Annotated in this window: 12 protein-coding genes; 1 reads left to right on the forward strand and 11 read right to left on the reverse strand. The window is 55.2% G+C overall.

The window, feature by feature from the left end; genetic code table 11:
* Window positions 1-199 precede the first annotated feature (199 nt).
* The 8 genes from DLM86_RS08795 to DLM86_RS08830 all read right to left on the reverse strand — a co-directional run bounded on the left by DLM86_RS08795 (window position 200) and on the right by DLM86_RS08830 (window position 13,735).
* Window positions 200-1,237 (reverse strand): M14 family zinc carboxypeptidase, encoded by a 1,038-nt coding sequence (locus tag DLM86_RS08795; RefSeq protein ID WP_110839607.1) that lies wholly within the window; start codon window positions 1,235-1,237, stop codon window positions 200-202.
* Between the two features lie 389 nt (window positions 1,238-1,626).
* Window positions 1,627-4,032, reverse strand: coding sequence for a hypothetical protein (locus DLM86_RS08800; protein ID WP_158289402.1), 2,406 nt, complete (start codon window positions 4,030-4,032; stop codon window positions 1,627-1,629).
* A 209-nt stretch (window positions 4,033-4,241) separates the two neighbouring features.
* Entirely contained in the window at window positions 4,242-5,588 is a 1,347-nt protein-coding gene (locus DLM86_RS08805; RefSeq protein WP_245954441.1) for a chitinase N-terminal domain-containing protein, read from the reverse strand.
* A complete protein-coding gene (locus DLM86_RS08810) occupies window positions 5,533-9,435 on the reverse strand; it encodes a DUF4962 domain-containing protein (protein ID WP_110839609.1) in 3,903 nt (1,300 codons plus the stop codon). The genes DLM86_RS08805 and DLM86_RS08810 overlap by 56 nt, the downstream gene beginning before the upstream one ends.
* Before the next feature lie 147 nt (window positions 9,436-9,582).
* Window positions 9,583-11,166: an extracellular solute-binding protein gene (locus tag DLM86_RS08815; RefSeq protein ID WP_110839610.1), complete on the reverse strand. Its 1,584-nt coding sequence runs from the start codon at window positions 11,164-11,166 to the stop codon at window positions 9,583-9,585.
* Between the two features lie 76 nt (window positions 11,167-11,242).
* Window positions 11,243-12,130 (reverse strand): carbohydrate ABC transporter permease, encoded by an 888-nt coding sequence (locus DLM86_RS08820; protein WP_110839611.1) that lies wholly within the window; start codon window positions 12,128-12,130, stop codon window positions 11,243-11,245.
* A 2-nt stretch (window positions 12,131-12,132) separates the two neighbouring features.
* Window positions 12,133-13,083 (reverse strand): ABC transporter permease, encoded by a 951-nt coding sequence (locus DLM86_RS08825; RefSeq protein WP_110839612.1) that lies wholly within the window; start codon window positions 13,081-13,083, stop codon window positions 12,133-12,135.
* A 358-nt stretch (window positions 13,084-13,441) separates the two neighbouring features.
* A complete protein-coding gene (locus DLM86_RS08830) occupies window positions 13,442-13,735 on the reverse strand; it encodes an alpha/beta-type small acid-soluble spore protein (protein WP_110839613.1) in 294 nt (97 codons plus the stop codon).
* Window positions 13,736-13,862: 127 nt separating this feature from the next.
* Between DLM86_RS08830 and DLM86_RS08835 the strand changes: the two genes are divergently transcribed.
* Window positions 13,863-14,294 carry a CBS domain-containing protein gene (locus DLM86_RS08835; protein ID WP_110839614.1) on the forward strand — a complete coding sequence of 144 codons (432 nt, stop codon included), beginning with the start codon at window positions 13,863-13,865 and terminating at the stop codon, window positions 14,292-14,294.
* Between the two features lie 63 nt (window positions 14,295-14,357).
* On the opposite strand, the gene DLM86_RS08840 is transcribed toward DLM86_RS08835, so the two are convergent.
* From DLM86_RS08840 to DLM86_RS08850, 3 genes are all read right to left on the reverse strand, one after another.
* Window positions 14,358-15,851: an S-layer homology domain-containing protein gene (locus DLM86_RS08840; protein WP_110839615.1), complete on the reverse strand. Its 1,494-nt coding sequence runs from the start codon at window positions 15,849-15,851 to the stop codon at window positions 14,358-14,360.
* A 126-nt stretch (window positions 15,852-15,977) separates the two neighbouring features.
* Window positions 15,978-16,673: a response regulator transcription factor gene (locus DLM86_RS08845; protein WP_211326496.1), complete on the reverse strand. Its 696-nt coding sequence runs from the start codon at window positions 16,671-16,673 to the stop codon at window positions 15,978-15,980.
* A 1-nt stretch (window position 16,674) separates the two neighbouring features.
* Window positions 16,675-18,138, reverse strand: coding sequence for a sensor histidine kinase (locus DLM86_RS08850; RefSeq protein WP_110839617.1), 1,464 nt, complete (start codon window positions 18,136-18,138; stop codon window positions 16,675-16,677).
* Window positions 18,139-18,217: the final 79 nt, after the last annotated feature.

Raw genomic sequence — 18,217 nt, forward strand, 5'->3', positions numbered from 1 at the left:
GGATAGGGTGCCCCCTTTTTCCTATGATAGTTCCATTTAAACAAGTTGCCCATATTCTGTAAAGACGGTTCAGGAATGGAGAAAAGTCCGTCGTGGTAACGGACTTCATCTGATTTCCCTATTTCGCTAGCCGAATGATGCTACCTTCGCAATAAAAAAGAACCAACCCCCAATGTTGAGGCATTGGTTCTTGTTCCGGTCAGGCTCTAGCCGCCTGATCTTCAAGAGAGAATCGGAACATTTGCTCGAACAGCACGAGGTGACTGTCGAGAATGTCGTCCGGCGTCAATTTCGTCCCCGGTCCGTCTATCCCCATATTGGACTCGAACGTCATGCTCATGCCGCCGCACGCATGATGGATCGCCGATGACAGATTAATCGACTTGTACGGGTAATTTCCTTGATCTACGACGACTTGGTCCACCTCCGTGAACGGCAGCCCGAGCTTGGCGTAGGCTTCCCCGAGACCGCGGTTGAACGCTTGCTGCTTCTGCATGATGAACTTCGGGAGATAGAAGATTTGAACAAAATGAATCGGGGTATCGGCCCCTCCATGCAGATTGACCGAGAAATCGACCGCTTCCCGGTCCGCAAGCTCAAGCAGCGCGCTCGTCTCCCGAGCCATCGGCGCGAAAAAGTTGTCGTGCATGATGTTGACGCCGTCGTCGTTAAAATAAGTCCCGAGAAAATTGGAAGCGTCCTTGATCGGATGCACCGCCTTGCAGTCCGGCCACCTGCACAGCGTGCCGTCCTTCCACGTCCCCTGCATATAGTAGACGAACTTCTCGTAGGGCACGCCGATCAGCGAATCAATCGGCAGCCGCGCCCGTCCGTCCGGATTCATGCACGGAATGAGAAGAAGGCGGAAGCGGCGGGCATTTTCATACAGGTAGTCGTACCGTTTGCCCCGATAATCCGTTCCTGTCTCGAGCACCTTGATCAGATTCGTCATCCCGACGATTCCTTCCAGCTCGCCGCCGTGAATGCCTCCGACAAGGAGCAGAACCGGCTTCGACTCCTTGCTTTTGCGCGCGTAATGCTCCGGATTCCCGGCGCCGCAGGCTGAGCCGTAATTCGCCTTCCGTCCGAAATCCTCTTTATCCCCGTATTCGACGATGGGAATATCTCTTCCGCCCGCCGACTCGGTCAGCAACCGCACCTTTCCCTTGGCGACGCCGGACAGACACTCCTCGATATCCGTCAAGCTGCTTTTCCAAAAATCCATGTACGTTTCCACGTTGACCCTCCTTGTTTACATTACCCTCATCTTATGAGTGCATGGACGAAAAGAAAATATACGATTTTTCGTATTTTGCAGCTTGTTTCCGTTACCTGAAAAAACGCCCAAGTTCTAAAAAATCGCCCAGCCGGGGTTTACGATCGTTGAGGGGAATTGCGAGGCGGGTGGAACGCTCCAACGTTAGTTGAAACCGTGCTCCTTCCGGGAAAATGGAACAAAGCCGAAAAACAGTACCGGCAGCGTGCTCCGGTTCACCGACTCCCGAATACCGCCGCAATGGTTTGCAGTGAATGTAAAAAACATCGCATACCCGGGATGGTACGCGATGTTTTTGCCGTCTTTACGAAATCGCGGCACGCAGCGTCTGCACGCGGCAGTCCCCGCGATCAAGGTCTCGGGTTCGATACCGTAATCGATCCGCCTGCTCCTGTATTCTGGTTGCTATCGGTAAACAAAACAGCAAACGCATTGATCGTAACGGCACCCGATGGGCTATCGAACACATTGGACGAAACGGAGCCGTTGGATGCATCAAGGGCTACGCCGGGTGTGGACCCGACTTTAAACACCTTGTTATTGCGGAACATAAATACGTCCGGTTTCAGACCGCTGCTCGGAGCGCCTGTGGCGAGCTGGCCGGACAACGACATCGTATTGTTTTCCATGACCAGACGCTTAACGTTTCTAGTGCTCGTTGTGAGGAATGCAAGAATACCGCTGTATGTCGTCTGATTCGGAAACCATACGTTGTTGCCCTCGAAGTTAAGGTCGTCGACCAGCGCATCCACAGCGAGCGGCTGACATCCGAACTGTGCCGAATTCCCGTCGTTCTCCTGCATCACGTTATCCGCCACGTCGATTCGAATGAACTTCATCTTCTCCGCCTTCAGCAGCCTTGACCGGTTGGTGTAATTGCCACGGATCATGATGCGTTCCGTCTTATTGTTGACGTTCCCTGTTACGTGGATAAGAGGCTGTCCGAGAACACTGGAATCTTTCGTATAGTCGCTGAACAGCCGGTTGTCGGTCACCAAAATCGTCTTGTTATCCAATTCCCGCAATCCGCCGAGATCCGTTTCCAGCACGACTCGTACACGATCGATTGAATTCCCTGTTATTTCCAGATCCTTCGAACATCCTCGAATTAGATTAAACACATACCCGGTTCCGTCGCTAACAAAAAGATTATTGCGCAATACGATTTGGGACGCATCGGTAACTAAAGGCATAAAACAACCGACCGTTGACATTCGCATGGTGACTTGGTTATTCTCGAATATAATATTTTTGCTGGCAGAGGGAAATGTGGTGCTTCCGTTAACATCTGGACGTTGAACAGAAAACATGCACGCCCAATCATACTTCGAAGTCGCCGGTGTCACAAAGTGGTTATTCGTAATGAGAACCGTATCGTCAATCGTCTGTCTGCGGATGTATGTAAAGATCGCGATTTGATGGGTGAATCCCATCTCGAGGAAGTTACCGCTAACGAGACCATCCCCCGTCATATTGTTGATGACGAATTTACTTTCAAATTGCCAATCCGTTAAGGCAGGAGGCTGCTTGTAGATGTTGTCTCGAATGATGAACTGGTCCGACAAGATTCGGGTGAAATCATTGTTAATATTCCCTTCCACCTTCACCAAGCTGCTGGCGCGCGTCACGTAATTGCCGGTAAATTCGCAACCGATACAACCTCTGGAAAAATCGCAGGCTAACGAGCCGATATTATCGAACGAATTGCGTAGTATTCGGAAGTTTTGGACGTTATTTCCCCCTGAGGGCTGGAACAGAATATCCTCGAACACGCATTCCTCTACCACAATGTCCCTTGACCGAATCGTGGTTTCGGTAGGCGTTTTCGATCCGAACATGAACCCGCAATTATAGTTCCTGACTTTGACCCTCCTTACGGTCATATTTTTATTTTCTTGACTGGTGGAGTTAGCAAAGTGCATAGCATTTTCAATAGCTGAAAGGTATTGACCGTTACGGTAAAAGAAGGATTTGTAATCATTGACGTCCCAATGAAGGGCTTGATCGAAATCCTTATCCTTATATCTGATCTTGCGGTTCCCGGGAGGAAGGATGCTGGCATAATTGTCCATAGTAAAGTTTTCGAATAGTATATCATTGCTTTCTTCCAGATCCCCGTAATTCGTGAACCCTAATCCGATGAGAATGGATTCTCCCATGCTCTCGCCTATGAAGCACAACCCGTTCCTGACATGAATGGTGCTTTTTCCGGCAAACACATAGATCCCCTTCGGAACATATACGTTATAACGAGCCCACACAATCGCTTTCAGCTTGTTAAAATTGGTCGTTTCGCAGCCGTTGTGGCTGACCCAGAAGTTACGGGTCGTTCCGTCCAGCGCCGTGCCCGTGCCCGAATACGTATTCGCTACCTGCTCACCGTCAGCTCGAATACCGATCTGCTTGATGTTGATGGTCTTGTCATGTATAAGAGATACGCACTTCCCGCCAGCGCATGCATACACGAACACATCATCGGCCGTTCCGGTACCTAGTACGTTCCAGTACGCGCCTCCCCCGTCTCCAGCGTCATAAAAGCCCTTTGTGTAAACGATCGTTCCCGGTCGCAAATCGGTTGCCGCCTGCAGCTGCGCCATAGTGTCGTAAGAGGTTACCGTATCCGATACACTTGCATAAGCAGTTCCACCACTGCCTAAACCTGCCGCTAATACAGCTCCAAGTCCCGCTGCCCCCATGGTGGCTACGAATTTTCTTCGACTAACCGATTTCTTCTCAGGCCCATTTTCCATTTTCATTCTCCTTTCGAATTGTAAAAATGTTGGATTTCGGACTTTCAACATGCCGAATGCTGTTACTTCTAGTGTTGGATCGCTGCATCCCCCCCCTTTCAAGACTAGACTCAATGACAGCTCATTTTTCTGCGGCTCCGAATTTATGTTAGCCGCGTGATGCGGCGGCCGTGACTAGACTGTCCGGCGATCCCGCCGGACAGTCCTTTCATGAATCAATTCGCGCGCGTAACCTGAATGCGGATAGGCTGGCTTGTTGTAGCCCCTGCGCCGTTGCTCAGCTCGACAACATATTCATAGGTGCCTGCGGGCTTACCCTGTATGGTCGTTGAGGCGTTCTGAGCTTTTGGTGTGGCAGCCGTCAGCGTCTGTGTGTCCACTAGAACCCCATTCTCGTAAAGCTTATACTGGGTGCCGTTCGTTCCCCACCACATATTCATGGTGATCAGATAGTCCCCATTGCCGTCCCAGTTATCGTTCGAGAGCACCGGTTTTCCCGGATTCGCATCTTTGACGACGACCGTAACGGGATCGCAGGCGGTTGCCCCGCGCGCATTTCTAAGCTCACAGGTGTACACATAGGTACCGTTCGGTTTGCCGGACAAGGTCGACACTGCCGTTTGCGCATTCGGTGTACCGTCCGCGAGACGCTTCGTATCGATCGGCACCCCATTCTCATACAGGGTGTAGCTGGTGCCGTTTTGACCCCACCACAGATTCATGGTGATCGTATAGTTCCCGTCATGCAGGCCATACGCATACCCGCTGTTGCTGGAGAGCGCCGCTTTACCGGGAACCCCCGACGCCAGCGGAACAAGAGCGTCAAGGGCGGCTTGCAAATGGGCCGCTGCCGCGTCTACCTCCTGCCGGGTCACGGCGGGATTATCCCTTGCCGCAATGGCGGCGTTGAGCGCCGTACTTACGGCCGCCCAGGTCGAAGCGGTATACTCCCCGCTCTGCAAGGACTGGGCCGCTTCGATCTTTGCCGATAACACACTCTTATCGACTTTCGATTGGACAAGACCGACCCAGTCGATGTTCGACACCCCGGCGATGTTCCACATCTTAAGTTGAACAGATCCGGCCGGCAAATAGGCTCCGGTGTGGACCGTCACCACTCTCCACTGTTCCTGTGTGTCTCCCCATCTCGGCGTGCTGGGGAATTCTGCCGAGTACACATCGGCACCAATCTGAATCAAGCGCTTCGTATCGGCGCCGTTTAAATTCCAGCCGCTTACGTATTTCATTGCGACATCGTAGTACCCGGCTTGCGGGACATTCAGATTCCAGCTTATCGCCTGCCCGAGATTGTTCCACCCCGTGACGCCGCTCCCGCCTGAAAGAAATTCTTTCGGGTACGGTTTTATCCCCTTATCCGCAGCGCTGAAGCTTTCCGCTTCCGCAAAAACGTCTAGCCCTGCCTTAATGGCATCAACATCCGCTGACTGATCTGACGGAGTAGCCGCACCCGATCCTGCCCTTCGCAGCTTGAGTGTCCCCGTCGCATTAGGCACAATAATTTTGGCATTTTCCCCCAGGAACAGGTACATGGCCTTCTTCACACCGCCGAATCCTTCGAAGACGAGCCCGGGCGGTGCTTCTAACACTTCGTACAAACCGGTTGATATTGGATAATGTTCCCCAGGCGGCTATGCCGCCGCGCCCGTCGCCATAAGTAGACATCGTCACCGTCGAGGACTCGCCGTCAATCTCGACTGGAAAGGTGATATCGTCATGTGGAGCAGGAGCCGGAATGTTGTTTAACAGAAGCTTATGCTGACCCGGCTCAACCGTTATCGTTAATGTGCTGCCAGCCGTATCCCAATGAACGCCGCGCGTATTAACGGCATTCGTAACGCTGCCGCCTTTCGGCAGGCTGCGGTACGATTCATCGAGAACCGTTCCGACGCCGGATTTATCCAAATGGACTTGCACGTCCTGTGTGCTTGTGATCGACAACTCGTCGCCCGAAAGCGCGATCGTGGCCGGTTGCGTACTGCTGATCCGCGTCACACCGTTTATGACCAATTGCTTACCGCCTACCAGAAGAACGGAATCGTTTTTGACAGAAGCCGCGATGCCTTCGAACTGAATGCTTCCGGTATCGACTGCGCCGCTAAGGGCTGTGCGTACATACACGTCCGTTCCATCGGCAAAATGAAGCTTCCGGTACGTTCCGTGATCCTCCTCGGTAATGCTCTGCGGCGTCGTACCTACCTCGTAAGGGACATAGGTGGAAACGATCGTCGCTTGCTCTGTTTTTGCCGTCTGAAATCCGCCATGCAGCCGTTTAAATCCAGTATATCCTCTACCAGGCAAATACTCTTGCTTATCCGCGTTGATAAAGCGGTCGGTTACCGGGATTGCGGTAAGATCCGGATGGTAAAGATTGATTTTCAGCGCAGCCTGATTTTTGATGATCGTCGCGCTGTCATGCTCGTCGTCCAGTGTTAAGCTTTTATCGGCATGGAGCCAGTATTCGAAGCTGGAGCCGCCCGGCTCCCGAGCGTCGAGATTATCGATGACCACAAAGGCGCCCGGTTTCACGTAGATGATGCTGCGCTGAGCCAGATCGAGGCCGATTTTACCCGGATTGGTGTTGTACGCTTGGGTGGCGTCGCCGACCGCCGCGTCGAAATCCTTGGTCGTGGCGAATCCCGTAATTTTCCCGGATGCGCTCATATCTCCGGTTCTGGGCACTTCGTTGGTATTCTGGCCTTTTTTGCCATCGTACGTGATCGCATTATGAGCGAACGTATGCTTGGTATACTTCTGGTAATGATTGGTCGCGTAATCATCATAGAACCCGCCGTCAACCGTCAGATCCTCGCCGAAGGCTTTAATGATCATGTTGTTCTGATCCGCATGACTGTGATTGAGGCTGCCGAATGGACTGGATTTGAAAAATAGCGAAATCCGCTTCGGATCGATCAAGCTGGAGTGCATCGCGACCGTTCCGATTTGCTCGAAATATTTGGCTGACGGCATTTCCACCGGAGGTCGTGCCGGCAGATGCGTATCTTCATACAAATACGTAATCAAGTCGTCATAATTGTAATCCGCCTGCTTCGCGTACCACTGCATCACCTGATTTTGCTGCATTTGAGCATTACGAATAATTGAGGTTGAGACATAATTCGAGTAGATCAGGTCACTCCCATTTCCGAACACCCCGCTTTTATTGCCTGCGGGTATCATATACAGGGGATACCAGGACTCGTTACGGAAATAAGATTTCTTATAGAGATTGAAGCCGGTCGCAGCATAGAGCGAATCCTGAAACTGCTTGCCGTGATTGCTGGAGTATTGCCAGTAACCTTCTCCGTTCCCCCATCCGCCGTCTTCGCCTCCCCATGTCGGCGCCAGGTTAATGTAAGCGGGCACAATTTTGTTAAACCACTCTTGTGCTTTACTGGAAACGACAGTCTCGTTAATCGTAATATCGTCATGCAGCAAAGCAATTGCAACGATGCCCAAATATCCGTAAACCGTCCATTTATGGGAGTTGTAAGGAATTGTCGGAATCGGCTCCGAACCTTCCAGTACGTGCTCTGCAATCGTACTTGCCCGGGACAAAATCATAGCTAAAGCCGACTGCTTTTCCGCTTCGCTCAACTTATCGTGGATCCAATCGTAGGTCATGGCGCTCGTAAACGTAATTTCGCGATGATTCTGATCGTTTGCAGCGTACGAGGTAGGCCCTGTTGTGGAAGCCCAGGTGGAGACGTACAGCAAGCGCTCCTTGGCGAAATCCGCATATTTGTCCTCTCCGGTGATCAAATACAAAAAGGCGGCATTGAGCATCGGAGTGGTTGTCTTTCGAATCTGAGCCAATGCTTCCTGACCCTCATAGACACGGTCGGCAGACGGTTCTTCCGGCAGCTCATGATTGTTCGGATCCACCAATTGTAGAAGCCTATTATACGTTTTCGCCCCGCCGCCGCCTTTCCGATCGCGTAATTCCTGAAGCTTGTCGGGAGACGTCAGAACGCGGGGATGCGCAACCGGAACTTTTTTTATCAGCTCGGCAACGGATGGCACCGGGAAAAGCACGTTATCCGCATCGATCCTAAACTTCCGAACGTCGCTCCAGGCCGACCAACCAATCGGCTTATGGAACCGGACCCGCCAAAAGTAGGATTGCCCGCCCGCAAATGGTTCAGGGAAATTATAGTAGTTGATCGCGATATCGTTCTTCTGATAAAGAATGTTCTGGAAGCCGCTGTCTGCTGCCACCTGCAATTCGTATTTATCGGCCCCCGCAACGAACGGCCACCCAAAGTCCGGGGGATTCTGGGTCGTGACCAAATGGTCGATCGGCGCGAAATGCCGATATTTCGCCGGATCAGGTTCGACCGGCCATTGCAGCGAGCTGTCCGGGTCACTCGCCGTTAACGACACTTGATCGAAATAGACGTCGGCGGTTTGGCTACCCGGCGTCGCCAGCTCGACCTGTACATCGGTCGTACCGACAGGCGGTATGGCCGTAACGGCTAACGCCTCCCAGCTTCCGGTGCCATTCGTCTGTGCTTCCACGGATTGCTGGCCGTAAGAGCCGAAGAAATGCAGATACAAAGTTCCGGCACCCGACAGCGGCCTGGCTTGGACGGTTGCGGTATACGATTTATTCGTCACAACCGACAGCGAATGGCTCTTCAAACTGTAAGCGTATTCAACGGAATGATCGACGATATGCACCGACTTTTTGCCGTGATAGTAGACGGCATTCGTCACCGTCGCGATACTGGATGTCAATCCATGATCGACCGCCGTCCAGCCTGCCGGTCTGCCCGCCGTCTCGGCTTCAAGGCTCGGATTGGGGAGCAGCTCGGTCGTCTTGAGCGATGCGGCATCCACATAAGCGACGCCGCTGGCTACCGAGCTGGGGATGACGATCAGCATCTCCAGATTGACCGTGTCTGCCGGAGGCGTAGCGCTTGCCGTAAGCGTTTGCCAGCCTGGTGCGGCGTTAGTGGTCGCAACCTTTTGCGTAGCTTTGTTGTTGACGTCATAGTACCGGATCAGCATTGTAGCTGCGCCGGACTCCACCTTGACTTTAACGCTTGCGGTGTAGGAGGTCCCCGGGGAATAGGCGATCAGCTGGCTTCGGACCCCTGCCGTCGCCGCCGTATTGTTGTCCGTCAGCTTGACGCTGCGCGTACCTTCCGCTGCCTCATTCGTAACCGATTCAACCGTCAGGTCCGACTTATTCTCAAAGCGTTCCCAGTTTGCCGGCATACTGCCCGATACTTCCTCAAAGCCGGGATTAACGATCAGCTCGGAGCCCATGACCGGATTGCTGATCGCCGCAAAAGCCGATTGAAACGAAAATAAATTCAGAATCAAGCTCATTCCCATTGTGAATACAAGGGTCAACGCCCATGCACGTTGCCTCTTCCAAGATACCAATTCCTTTCGCCTCCTTCATAAGATAACGTCATCCGTTTCTCCGGTATCGGCTACCGTGGCAACATCCCCCCAACGAGCTCGTGTCGAGCTCCAATTTATTCCGGCACACGATCAACCGACCGCATGCCGGCGCTTGTTGCAGAAAGCCTACTTCCATTCCCCTTTAATGCCCGAAGCCTGCAGCAATTTGTTCACGTCGTCGATCACTTCCTTGCCGCCCTTCTTCATATATTCGTCTACCATCTTGCTCCAGCTGGACATCGGCTCCTGGCCGACGATCATCTTCGTCTGCCATTCCTGCACAATTTGATCCAGCTCCGAGCCTTTGGCCATCAGCACCTCGGAGGAGATTCGATTAACGGGATTAATATAAAATTTCGTGTTTTTCAGCAGGTCCACGGTTGCGTTTGCAAAGCTTTTACCAAGCGGATCCGGGACGGCGCTCGCCGGGTCGGTCGCTTCGTCTGTCGGCGCCCAAAAAACGGACCGGTAATATCGGTTCGGCCGGTTGTCCCAGGTCGCCTGCGGTTCCAGGACCGGCAAGCCGTCCACCATCTTGTAGCTGACGTTCACGCCGCCGTACTGCCAGTCGTAGTCCGGATTTTGCGGGTTGCGCTTATCGAACGGAATAAACGCGCGGAAGTAGCTCTCCATCTGAAGGATGCGGTCGACCTTCTCCGGCTCGCTCTTCAGCTTGGCATTCAACATCTTGACCGTATAATAACCGGATCCCGCTACGAAGCCCTGCTGTCCGTCCGATTGCTTGAAAGCGGGAATGGTCGCGAGCTGGCCGTTCGGGAACTGCTCCCGGAACGACTTGAGCAGATTGATGTCCAGACCGGTAGGCTGCTCAAACCAAATTCCGTATTTGCCGGCATAGAAGTCCTTCCGGACATCCGTCGATTTGGAAACCGCCCAGTCCTTGTGCAGCGCCCCTTCTTTGTACAGGTCCGCCAGAAATTGAATTTGCTCCTTGTACCCGTCCGAGATCGTCCCCGGGATCAGCTGGCCTTGCTCGTTCTTGTGGTACCATGCCGAATCCCAAGCTGCTCCCATGGACGCCCCGTAAACAACCTGTTTGGATAGCCCGAAACCGTAGGTGTCGTGCTTGCCGTTCTTGTCCGGATCGTCCTTCGTGAAGGCGATCGCCACTTTCTTCAGCTCCTCGTACGTCGTCGGCATCTTCAGTCCGAGATTATCGAGCCAATCCTTGCGAATGACCGCTTTCTTGCCGTACTTTGCGGGGAAATATTGCGGAATCCCGTAAATCTTCCCGCCCACCGTCACCGCGTCCCATACGCTCTTCGGTACAAGCTTCAGCTCCGGATACTTGTCGATGTAGTCGTTCAACGGGAGGAACGCCCCCTGCTTCGCCCACTTCACGAAGTTGGCGTCGACGGCCTCCATGCCGATGATGTCCGGCAGATCGCCTCCGGCCATGACGACCGGGAGCTTGCTGGCGTACTGGTCGTACGGCACGAATTGAGGCTTGTAGTCCACATTGAATTTTTCGTTGATTTTTTTCAGCCCTTCACCGTTCTCTCCCGGAATCGATGTCCAGGTCCCCTCTATGGACGAGACTGTCCATTTCTTCGCCGCGGTGCCGGTCGGTGCCGCCGATCCCGGCGCTCCTTCCGTCGTTCCCGCCTCCGGCTGCTTGCCGCCCGAAGAGCATGCAGCCGTGCATGCGGCCAACGTCGCGGCAAGTCCTACTGCCAACCATTTTTTCATCGTGTTCGCAAACCTCCCTGAAATCGCGCGATGTGTCTTGCGTCTTCCGTCGTGCAGCTTGTCTCTGCCCGACACGTTATCCCTTGATGGAGCCAAGCATCACCCCTTTCGCAAAATGCCGTTGCAGAAAGGGGTAGACGACGAGAATCGGCAGCGTCGCCAGCAATATGGCGGCCATGCCGACCGTATCGCTCGGGGGCAGCTCGGCGGCTCTGGCCGCATCGCGGCCCGCGGAAGCGAGTGTTTCCTTCGCGTCGTCCAGAATGACGATCTGGCGCAGGACGACTTGTACCGTCCATTTGGCCGGATTGTTCAAGTACAGAATCGCGCTGAAATACGTGTTCCAATGTCCGACGGCGTAAAACAGGCCGAACGCCGCAAAAGCCGGCTTGGACAGCGGCACGATGATGCGCGAGAAGATGTGCAGGTCGTTCGCCCCGTCGATCACGGCCGCTTCCTTCAATTCCTCCGGAATCGACAGGAAAAATTGGCGGATGACGATCAGATTGAACGAGTTGATCGCGCCGGGAACGATAAGCGCCCAATAGCTGTTGAGCAGGCCGGTTTCCTTCACCATCAAATATGTCGGGATCATGCCCGCGTGGAACACGAACGTGAACATGACGAGAACCAGCATCACCTTCTGGCCCCATATATTCCGAGTTATAGCATAGGCCATCGTAGCGGTCAAAAGGATATTGACGATGCTGCCGACGACCGTCACATAGATCGTGACGCCGATGGAGCGGATAAACTCCCGGGAATCGAGAATGTAAGCGTATGCATCGGTCACCCATCGGTGCGGCCACAGGATCAGCTCGCTTGTCGCATATTCCTGATAAGACGTGAAGGAGACGGCGAATATATAGTAAAAAGGGAACAGCATCGCCAGCGAGAGCAAACCGAGCAGGCTTATGTTCAGAACGTCCGCCCAGCCGGCGGTCATCGATTTCGTATGCTTCATCGTCAGAATACTCCTTCGTCTCCGAATCGTTTGGCCAGCCGGTTCGCCGCTAGGATCAGGATGAAGCCGACCACGCTCTTGAACAGACCGACCGCCGTCCCGAAGCTGAAATCCGCCTGTTGAATGCCCTTGAAATACACGTACGTATCGAGCACGTTGCCGATATCCATCGTGAACGGATTGAGCATCAGGAAAACTTGCTCGAAGCCGGAATCCAGCACCGTTCCGAGCCGGAGGATGAACAGGATGACGATCGTGCTGCGCAGGGCCGGCAGCGTAATGTGCCAAATTTGCCGCCAACGGCTCGCTCCGTCCACGACGGCCGCTTCGTATAAGCTCGGGCTGACGCCGGCAAGCGCCGCCAGGAAGATGATCGTCCCCCAGCCGGCCTCCTTCCAGATGACCTCGAGAACGATCAGGGGCATGAACCAGCCCGGCTGCTGCAGGAAGGATATCGGCTCCATGCCGAACATCAGGTCCAACAGGCGATTGACAAGCCCCTCCGTCTTCAGAAAAATCGTGGCGATGCCAATCACGACCACCCACGATAAGAAATGCGGCAAATAGATGATCGATTGCACGACTCGCTTGAACCGCTCGCTTCTCAGTTCGTTCAGCATCACCGCCAGCACGACCGGAACCGGGAACGCAAAGGCGATCTGCAGAAACGATAGCAGCAGCGTGTTGCCGAGCACCCGGATCACCTCCCTGTCGCTGAAGATCGTCCGGAAATGCCGAAATCCGACCCAGTCGCTATGCACAAACCCGCGGAACGGGCTGTAGTCCTGGAAGGCGATAATGTTGCCGAGCATCGGGATGTATCGGTATACGATAAAATAAAGCAGTCCCGGCATGACAAGCAGAAACAAATACCTCTCCCTCCATAGCCGGTCCCCCAGTCTTCGGTTCTTACGCGTCGCACGCGGAATCGCCGTCACGTCAGCTTGCTCCATGTTGTCTCTTTGTCTCCTTTCCCCACCCTGATGTCCTTACCTTACCGGATGTCCGAGGCGGCTGACTATCGTCGCTATTCCATGTGCTGCACGATTTTTACGCCAAGTACAAAAAGGATGAAGGAGTGAAAAATTTGTTGCATCCGATCCGAAATTTCGAGCAAAAAAAGAGCAGATTATCTTTACGATAACCTGCTCTTGTTCTTGATTTTGCCCACGCCTTAACGTATAGACATTGGCCTAGGGATCGGGAAGCTTCGTCGGGAACTTCAATCGGATCCATCGTTTTCGGCGTTTTCGGCTTCTTGCCCTTGTTCCCGACGGCATCGCCCGTCCGTCGTTTGCGGAAATGGTACAATTACGGTTTGTTGCCTCGGTTCGCCAGCTGCTGCTGCGCCATCCGGATCATTTCCCGGACCATGGCGCCGCCGATTTGGCCGCCGATTTTGCCGGCGTCCTCGGTCTTAAGTTGCCCGTTGTTGCCGGGCGACAGCGGGATTCCCAACGATTTGGCGACCTCGAATTTGACATTGTTCGGCTCCGCGGGATTGACCTTGTAGCCTTCCCTCTGCATGACCGACGCCTTGAACTGGTCGAGGCTTCGTCCGGCTTCCGGAACGACTAGCGATCGGCCGCTGCGTCTTCTGGCCATAATGATCACCTCATCCGTTAGGGTGTCCAACCAGTTTCGACCTATTCGGGAACAAAGTAACCTTGGGATTGGGTGCCGCGTCTTATATAATAGAGAGTGGAATGATAAGTGGGGTGAGAAAACGACTATGAATATCGCGTTTTTTTTGGTTCCGAAACACGAGGTCGTCTGCCTGACGGAACAATCGACGCTGCGTCAAGCACTGGAGCGGATGGAATACCACCGGTACACCGCCGTTCCCGTCCTGTCCGAAGAAGGCCGGTATATCGGCACGATTACCGAAGGCGACTTGCTATGGTTTCTGAAAAATACGGAGGGCGTATCGTTCGATAACGCGCACCGGCATCATTTGTCCGCCGTCCCGATGCGGATGCGCAACGATCCCGTCCATATCGACGCCAACATGGAAGACTTGATTACGAAAGCGAAGGCGCAAAACTTCGTTCCGGTCATCGACGACCGCCAGCACTTCATCGGTCTCGTCCGGCGGAGCGACATTATCGAATATTGCGCGAAACAGCTGTTCACCGCGACCGCCGCCGCCGCGGCCAAAGAGTAATGCGGGAGACGGCGAAAAGCTGCCTCGACCTTCCCGGTCGGGCAGCTTTTCTTCGTTCCTTGTTCAGTTCGTGGTAACCGTCACGTTGTCGGCTGTCGCCCAGCCGCCGGCCGGCGCCAGCTTGTACGTCGTCTTCGGCGCCAGCTTCACGCCGTTCGCCAAGTCGAACGTGCCCGTCGCCCCTTTACGGCTCGTGAAGCGATACGTTGCGGTCAACGTCGTGCCGTCGGCGGCCGTCAACGTCACGCTGCGTCCCGCGAACAGCTCGTCCTTCGGATCCTGCGTCAGCGTCACGGCGACGGCCGTTTCCGATGCGGCGGAAGCCGACTGGATCGCGAGCGGCGCGATTTCGCGGGCGGTGAAGCCGTTGTCCCGGATCGTCGACCAATCCGACGTTACCGTATAGGTCACGCCCGGCTTAAGCGATTCGCCCGCCGGCAGACGGAACTTCGGAGCTTGGCGCCCGTCCGTCGCTTGCGTGAACGGGACGTACTTCGCCACGATCGGCTGCCCGCCTTCCGGTGTAATCGTCACCGACTTGTCGCGCATCGAGGACAAAATGTCGTAAGTCGTTCCGCCGACGTCGTAGCCGTCGCCCAGCACGAGCTCCTGGCCGCCGCGCGAGCCGTAGTACGCTTCCACGACGTAGCCGTAGTCCACCGTGCCGTCCGTCCGGAACGATTCGAGCTCGAACGTGTCGTTCGTCACTTGAGCGACGGTCGCCACCTTCAGCTTATAGTCGGATGCTTCGAACGTACCGGCCGTCTTGCCTTTGTACGTCAGCGTGTACGTCGCACCCGGCTTCTGGACCGTAACCGGGACGATGTAGGTCGCCCGCGCGCCCGTTTTCAGCTGCGGCACGTTCAGCAGCGCCATGCCGTTGTCGAACGCGAAATTTTTCTTCGCTTGGTCCAGGCTGACGTCGGCGGCGGTCAGCGGCGCCGAGAACGTCACCTCGAGCGTGATCGCATTGAGCGCCTTCACCCCGGTCACTTCCGCCGAGGGGGAAGGAATATGCGGGAGCGCGTCCGATACCCACCGGGCCGCTTCGGCACGCGTAACCGGCTTGTTGGCATTGTACGATTCCGTCCACAGCTGGACGATCGACGGCTTCTTGTTGATCAGCCGGCCGATATTCGCGACGATCTCTTCCTGCGTAATCGGGGTCGTCGGCTGAAACTTTCCGTTCGCGCCCAACGTCCATCCGCTGTCCAACATCGCCCGGACGTACGGAGCGTACCATTCGTCCGCCGATACGTCGGCGGGAAGCGGCTGTCCGTCCGCCTTCGGCTGCAGTCCGAATGCACTCGTCGCGACTTTGGCGAATTCGGAGCGGGTCATCGGGCGGTTCGGCTTGATCGTGCCGTCCTCATACCCGGCGATGACGCCGGCTTCAATCAGCTTCTCGAGGGCGGGGCGAAGCGCGCCGGCTTCGGCCAATTCGGTTTGCGACACCTGCGAAAGCGATGCCGCGTTCACTTGGGGCACAGCAGGCTGGAGCAGCGAAGCGGTGCCGATGGCGGTGGCGGCGATCAAGGTCAAGAGCGGTTTCTTCATCGTAAATTCCTCCCCGGAATGAGTCGTATAGTAATTCGGTTCTGCTACTCATCATACCGGGTAAATATGAAATCGAAAGAAACCGGATATTAAATCTTTCTTAACCGCTCGTAAAAAACGGCCGGACTAGACGGAAAACCGGTAGCCGGCCCCCCATACCGTCTCGATAAATTGCGGCCGGGACGGGTCGGCCTCGATCTTCTCCCGGATTCGCCGGACATGCACGGTCACCGTCGAATTGTCGCCCCAGCTATCCGGCCCCCAAATGCGCTCGAACAGCTCCTCCTTGCCGAACACCCGGTCCGGATGCTGCGCGAGAAAGGTCAGCAATTCGAATTCCTTCGCCGTCAACGTCACTTCCTCCCCGCTCACGAAAACGCGCCGCGAGCCGGTGTAAATCGTCAAATTCCGAATGCTCAGCTCGTCGCGTTCGGGCGTCTTGCCGAGCAGCCGCTCGTAACGGGCGAGATGCGCCTTGACACGGGCGACGAGCTCGCTCGGGCTGAACGGCTTCGTGATGTAATCGTCCGCCCCCGTTCCGAAGCCGCGAATTTTATCGACCTCCTCCTTTTTGGCGGAGACGATCAGGATCGGCACTTCTTTGACGGCGCGGATTTGCCGGCAGACGTCGAACCCGTCCTTGCCCGGCAGCATCAAGTCGAGCACGATCAGGTCGTAGCTCCCCTTCAGCGCCAGCTCCAATCCTTCCTCCCCGTCATGGCACAGATCGACGCGAAAGCCGTTCAGCTCGAAATAGTCCCGCTGCAGCTCGGCGATGCTCGTCTCGTCTTCGATGATCAATATCCGCTTCATAGGTCCCACCTCACGCTTCGCACGTATTCAGCTTGATCGCTACGCGCGTCCCTTCTCCCGGCGTGCTCGCCAGCGCGATTTCGCCGCCGTGTCCTTCGACGATCTGCTTCGCGATCGCGAGTCCGAGCCCGCTTCCGCCCGTTCTCGCATTGCGGGACGGCTCCGCCCGGTAAAACCGGTCGAATACGGACCGGATCGCCTCCGGGGCGACGCCCGGCCCGTTGTCGGCGATTTCGAGCGTAACCCGATCCGAATCGGCCGCAAGAGCGAACGAAAGCCGCTTCTCCGCCTTGTCCGCGAACTTGACGCTGTTGTCGACGATGTTCGCGATCGCCCGCTTCATCTTGTCGGGATCCAGCCGCACCCAGACGGGCTCGCCTTGTCCGCCGTGCCAGTCGATGCGGAAGCCGTGTCGCTCCAGGTCGAATCGCAGCTCGCCGACGATGTCGTCCACGAACCGCCGTGCATCCAGCTTAACGAGCTCGAACGGCACTTTGTTCAAGTCCAGCTTCGAATACAGGAACAGCTCGTCGATGAGCCGGTCCATCGCCACCGTCTTGGCGTAAATCGTCTCGACATACTTATCCATCTTCTCCGGCGTATTCGGCACGCCGTCGCGAATGCCTTCGACGTAGCCTTTGATCGTCGTGACGGGCGTCTTCAAATCGTGGGATATGTTCGACAGCAGCTCCTTCCGGTTCGCCTCGTACTGCAGCTGCAGCTCCACCGACTGCTGGAGCTTGCGGCGCATATGCTCGAACTGGAGGATGAGCTGGCCGATTTCGTCGCGGGAGCCGGTCGGCTCGATGCGAAAGTCAAGGTCCCCCTCCTCGATTCGCGCGGCGGAAGCCCGCAGCTTGTGGAGTGGGCGGATAACCCGGCGCGTGACGAATAAATAAAGCAGCACGTTCGCTCCCACGAGCATGACGAACAAAATCGACAGGAACAACGGCAGCAGCTTGCCCGTCAGCGCGGCGAACGGGCTGAGCTCGCGGATGACGAACAGGCTTCCCCGGGTTGCGTCGGACAAGGCGAAATCGTATTTGCCGTACGCATAAAACCGGTCGCCGATATTCAGCAAATTGCGGATGCGAATATTGTCCATCTCGTAAGGCGGCAAGCTCTTTTCGAGTCCGGCGTCGGCGATTTGCGGCGACAGGAACGCCACCCGGTCTTCCCGACGGATGAGCAGCGCCGATTTGGCGACGCGCAGCTGGAAATCGTATTCTTTTTGCAGCGCCGGATCGAACAGCTTCTCCGGATCGGTTTTGGCCATATATTTCAAATCGAGGAACAGCGTCTCCTGCTCCGGCGTCAGCGGCTTCAGCGTGAAATGGATCGCGTAAAACTGCTTGACGCTTTTCGCGTCCCCGGTTACGGCGAGCGTAATCAAATAAGCCGTGGCGAAAAAGACGAGAATCGTCACGACGAGCACCGAGCTGTAATAAACAATCATTCTGGAACGGATCGACATGGCGCCCCCCCGCATTCTCATTTGCTCTTACATTAGCACAGGGACGCGAGGAAGTATAGACGATCCCGCCTCCGACTAG

This window comes from Paenibacillus flagellatus (assembly GCF_003217775.1).
Lineage (GTDB): Bacteria > Bacillota > Bacilli > Paenibacillales > NBRC-103111 > Paenibacillus_AB > Paenibacillus_AB flagellatus.

Excerpts from the sequence above, each read along its gene's own strand:
- DLM86_RS08800 (WP_158289402.1), bottom strand. The coding sequence starts at position 4,032 with ATGAAAATGGAAAATGGGCCTGAGAAGAAATCGGTTAGTCGAAGAAAA.
- DLM86_RS08815 (WP_110839610.1), bottom strand. The coding sequence starts at position 11,166 with ATGAAAAAATGGTTGGCAGTAGGACTTGCCGCGACGTTGGCCGCATGC.
- DLM86_RS08820 (WP_110839611.1), bottom strand. The coding sequence starts at position 12,130 with ATGAAGCATACGAAATCGATGACCGCCGGCTGGGCGGACGTTCTGAAC.
- DLM86_RS08825 (WP_110839612.1), bottom strand. The coding sequence starts at position 13,083 with ATGGAGCAAGCTGACGTGACGGCGATTCCGCGTGCGACGCGTAAGAAC.
- DLM86_RS08830 (WP_110839613.1), bottom strand. The coding sequence starts at position 13,735 with ATGGCCAGAAGACGCAGCGGCCGATCGCTAGTCGTTCCGGAAGCCGGA.
- DLM86_RS08835 (WP_110839614.1), top strand. The coding sequence starts at position 13,863 with ATGAATATCGCGTTTTTTTTGGTTCCGAAACACGAGGTCGTCTGCCTG.
- DLM86_RS08840 (WP_110839615.1), bottom strand. The coding sequence starts at position 15,851 with ATGAAGAAACCGCTCTTGACCTTGATCGCCGCCACCGCCATCGGCACC.
- DLM86_RS08850 (WP_110839617.1), bottom strand. The coding sequence starts at position 18,138 with ATGTCGATCCGTTCCAGAATGATTGTTTATTACAGCTCGGTGCTCGTC.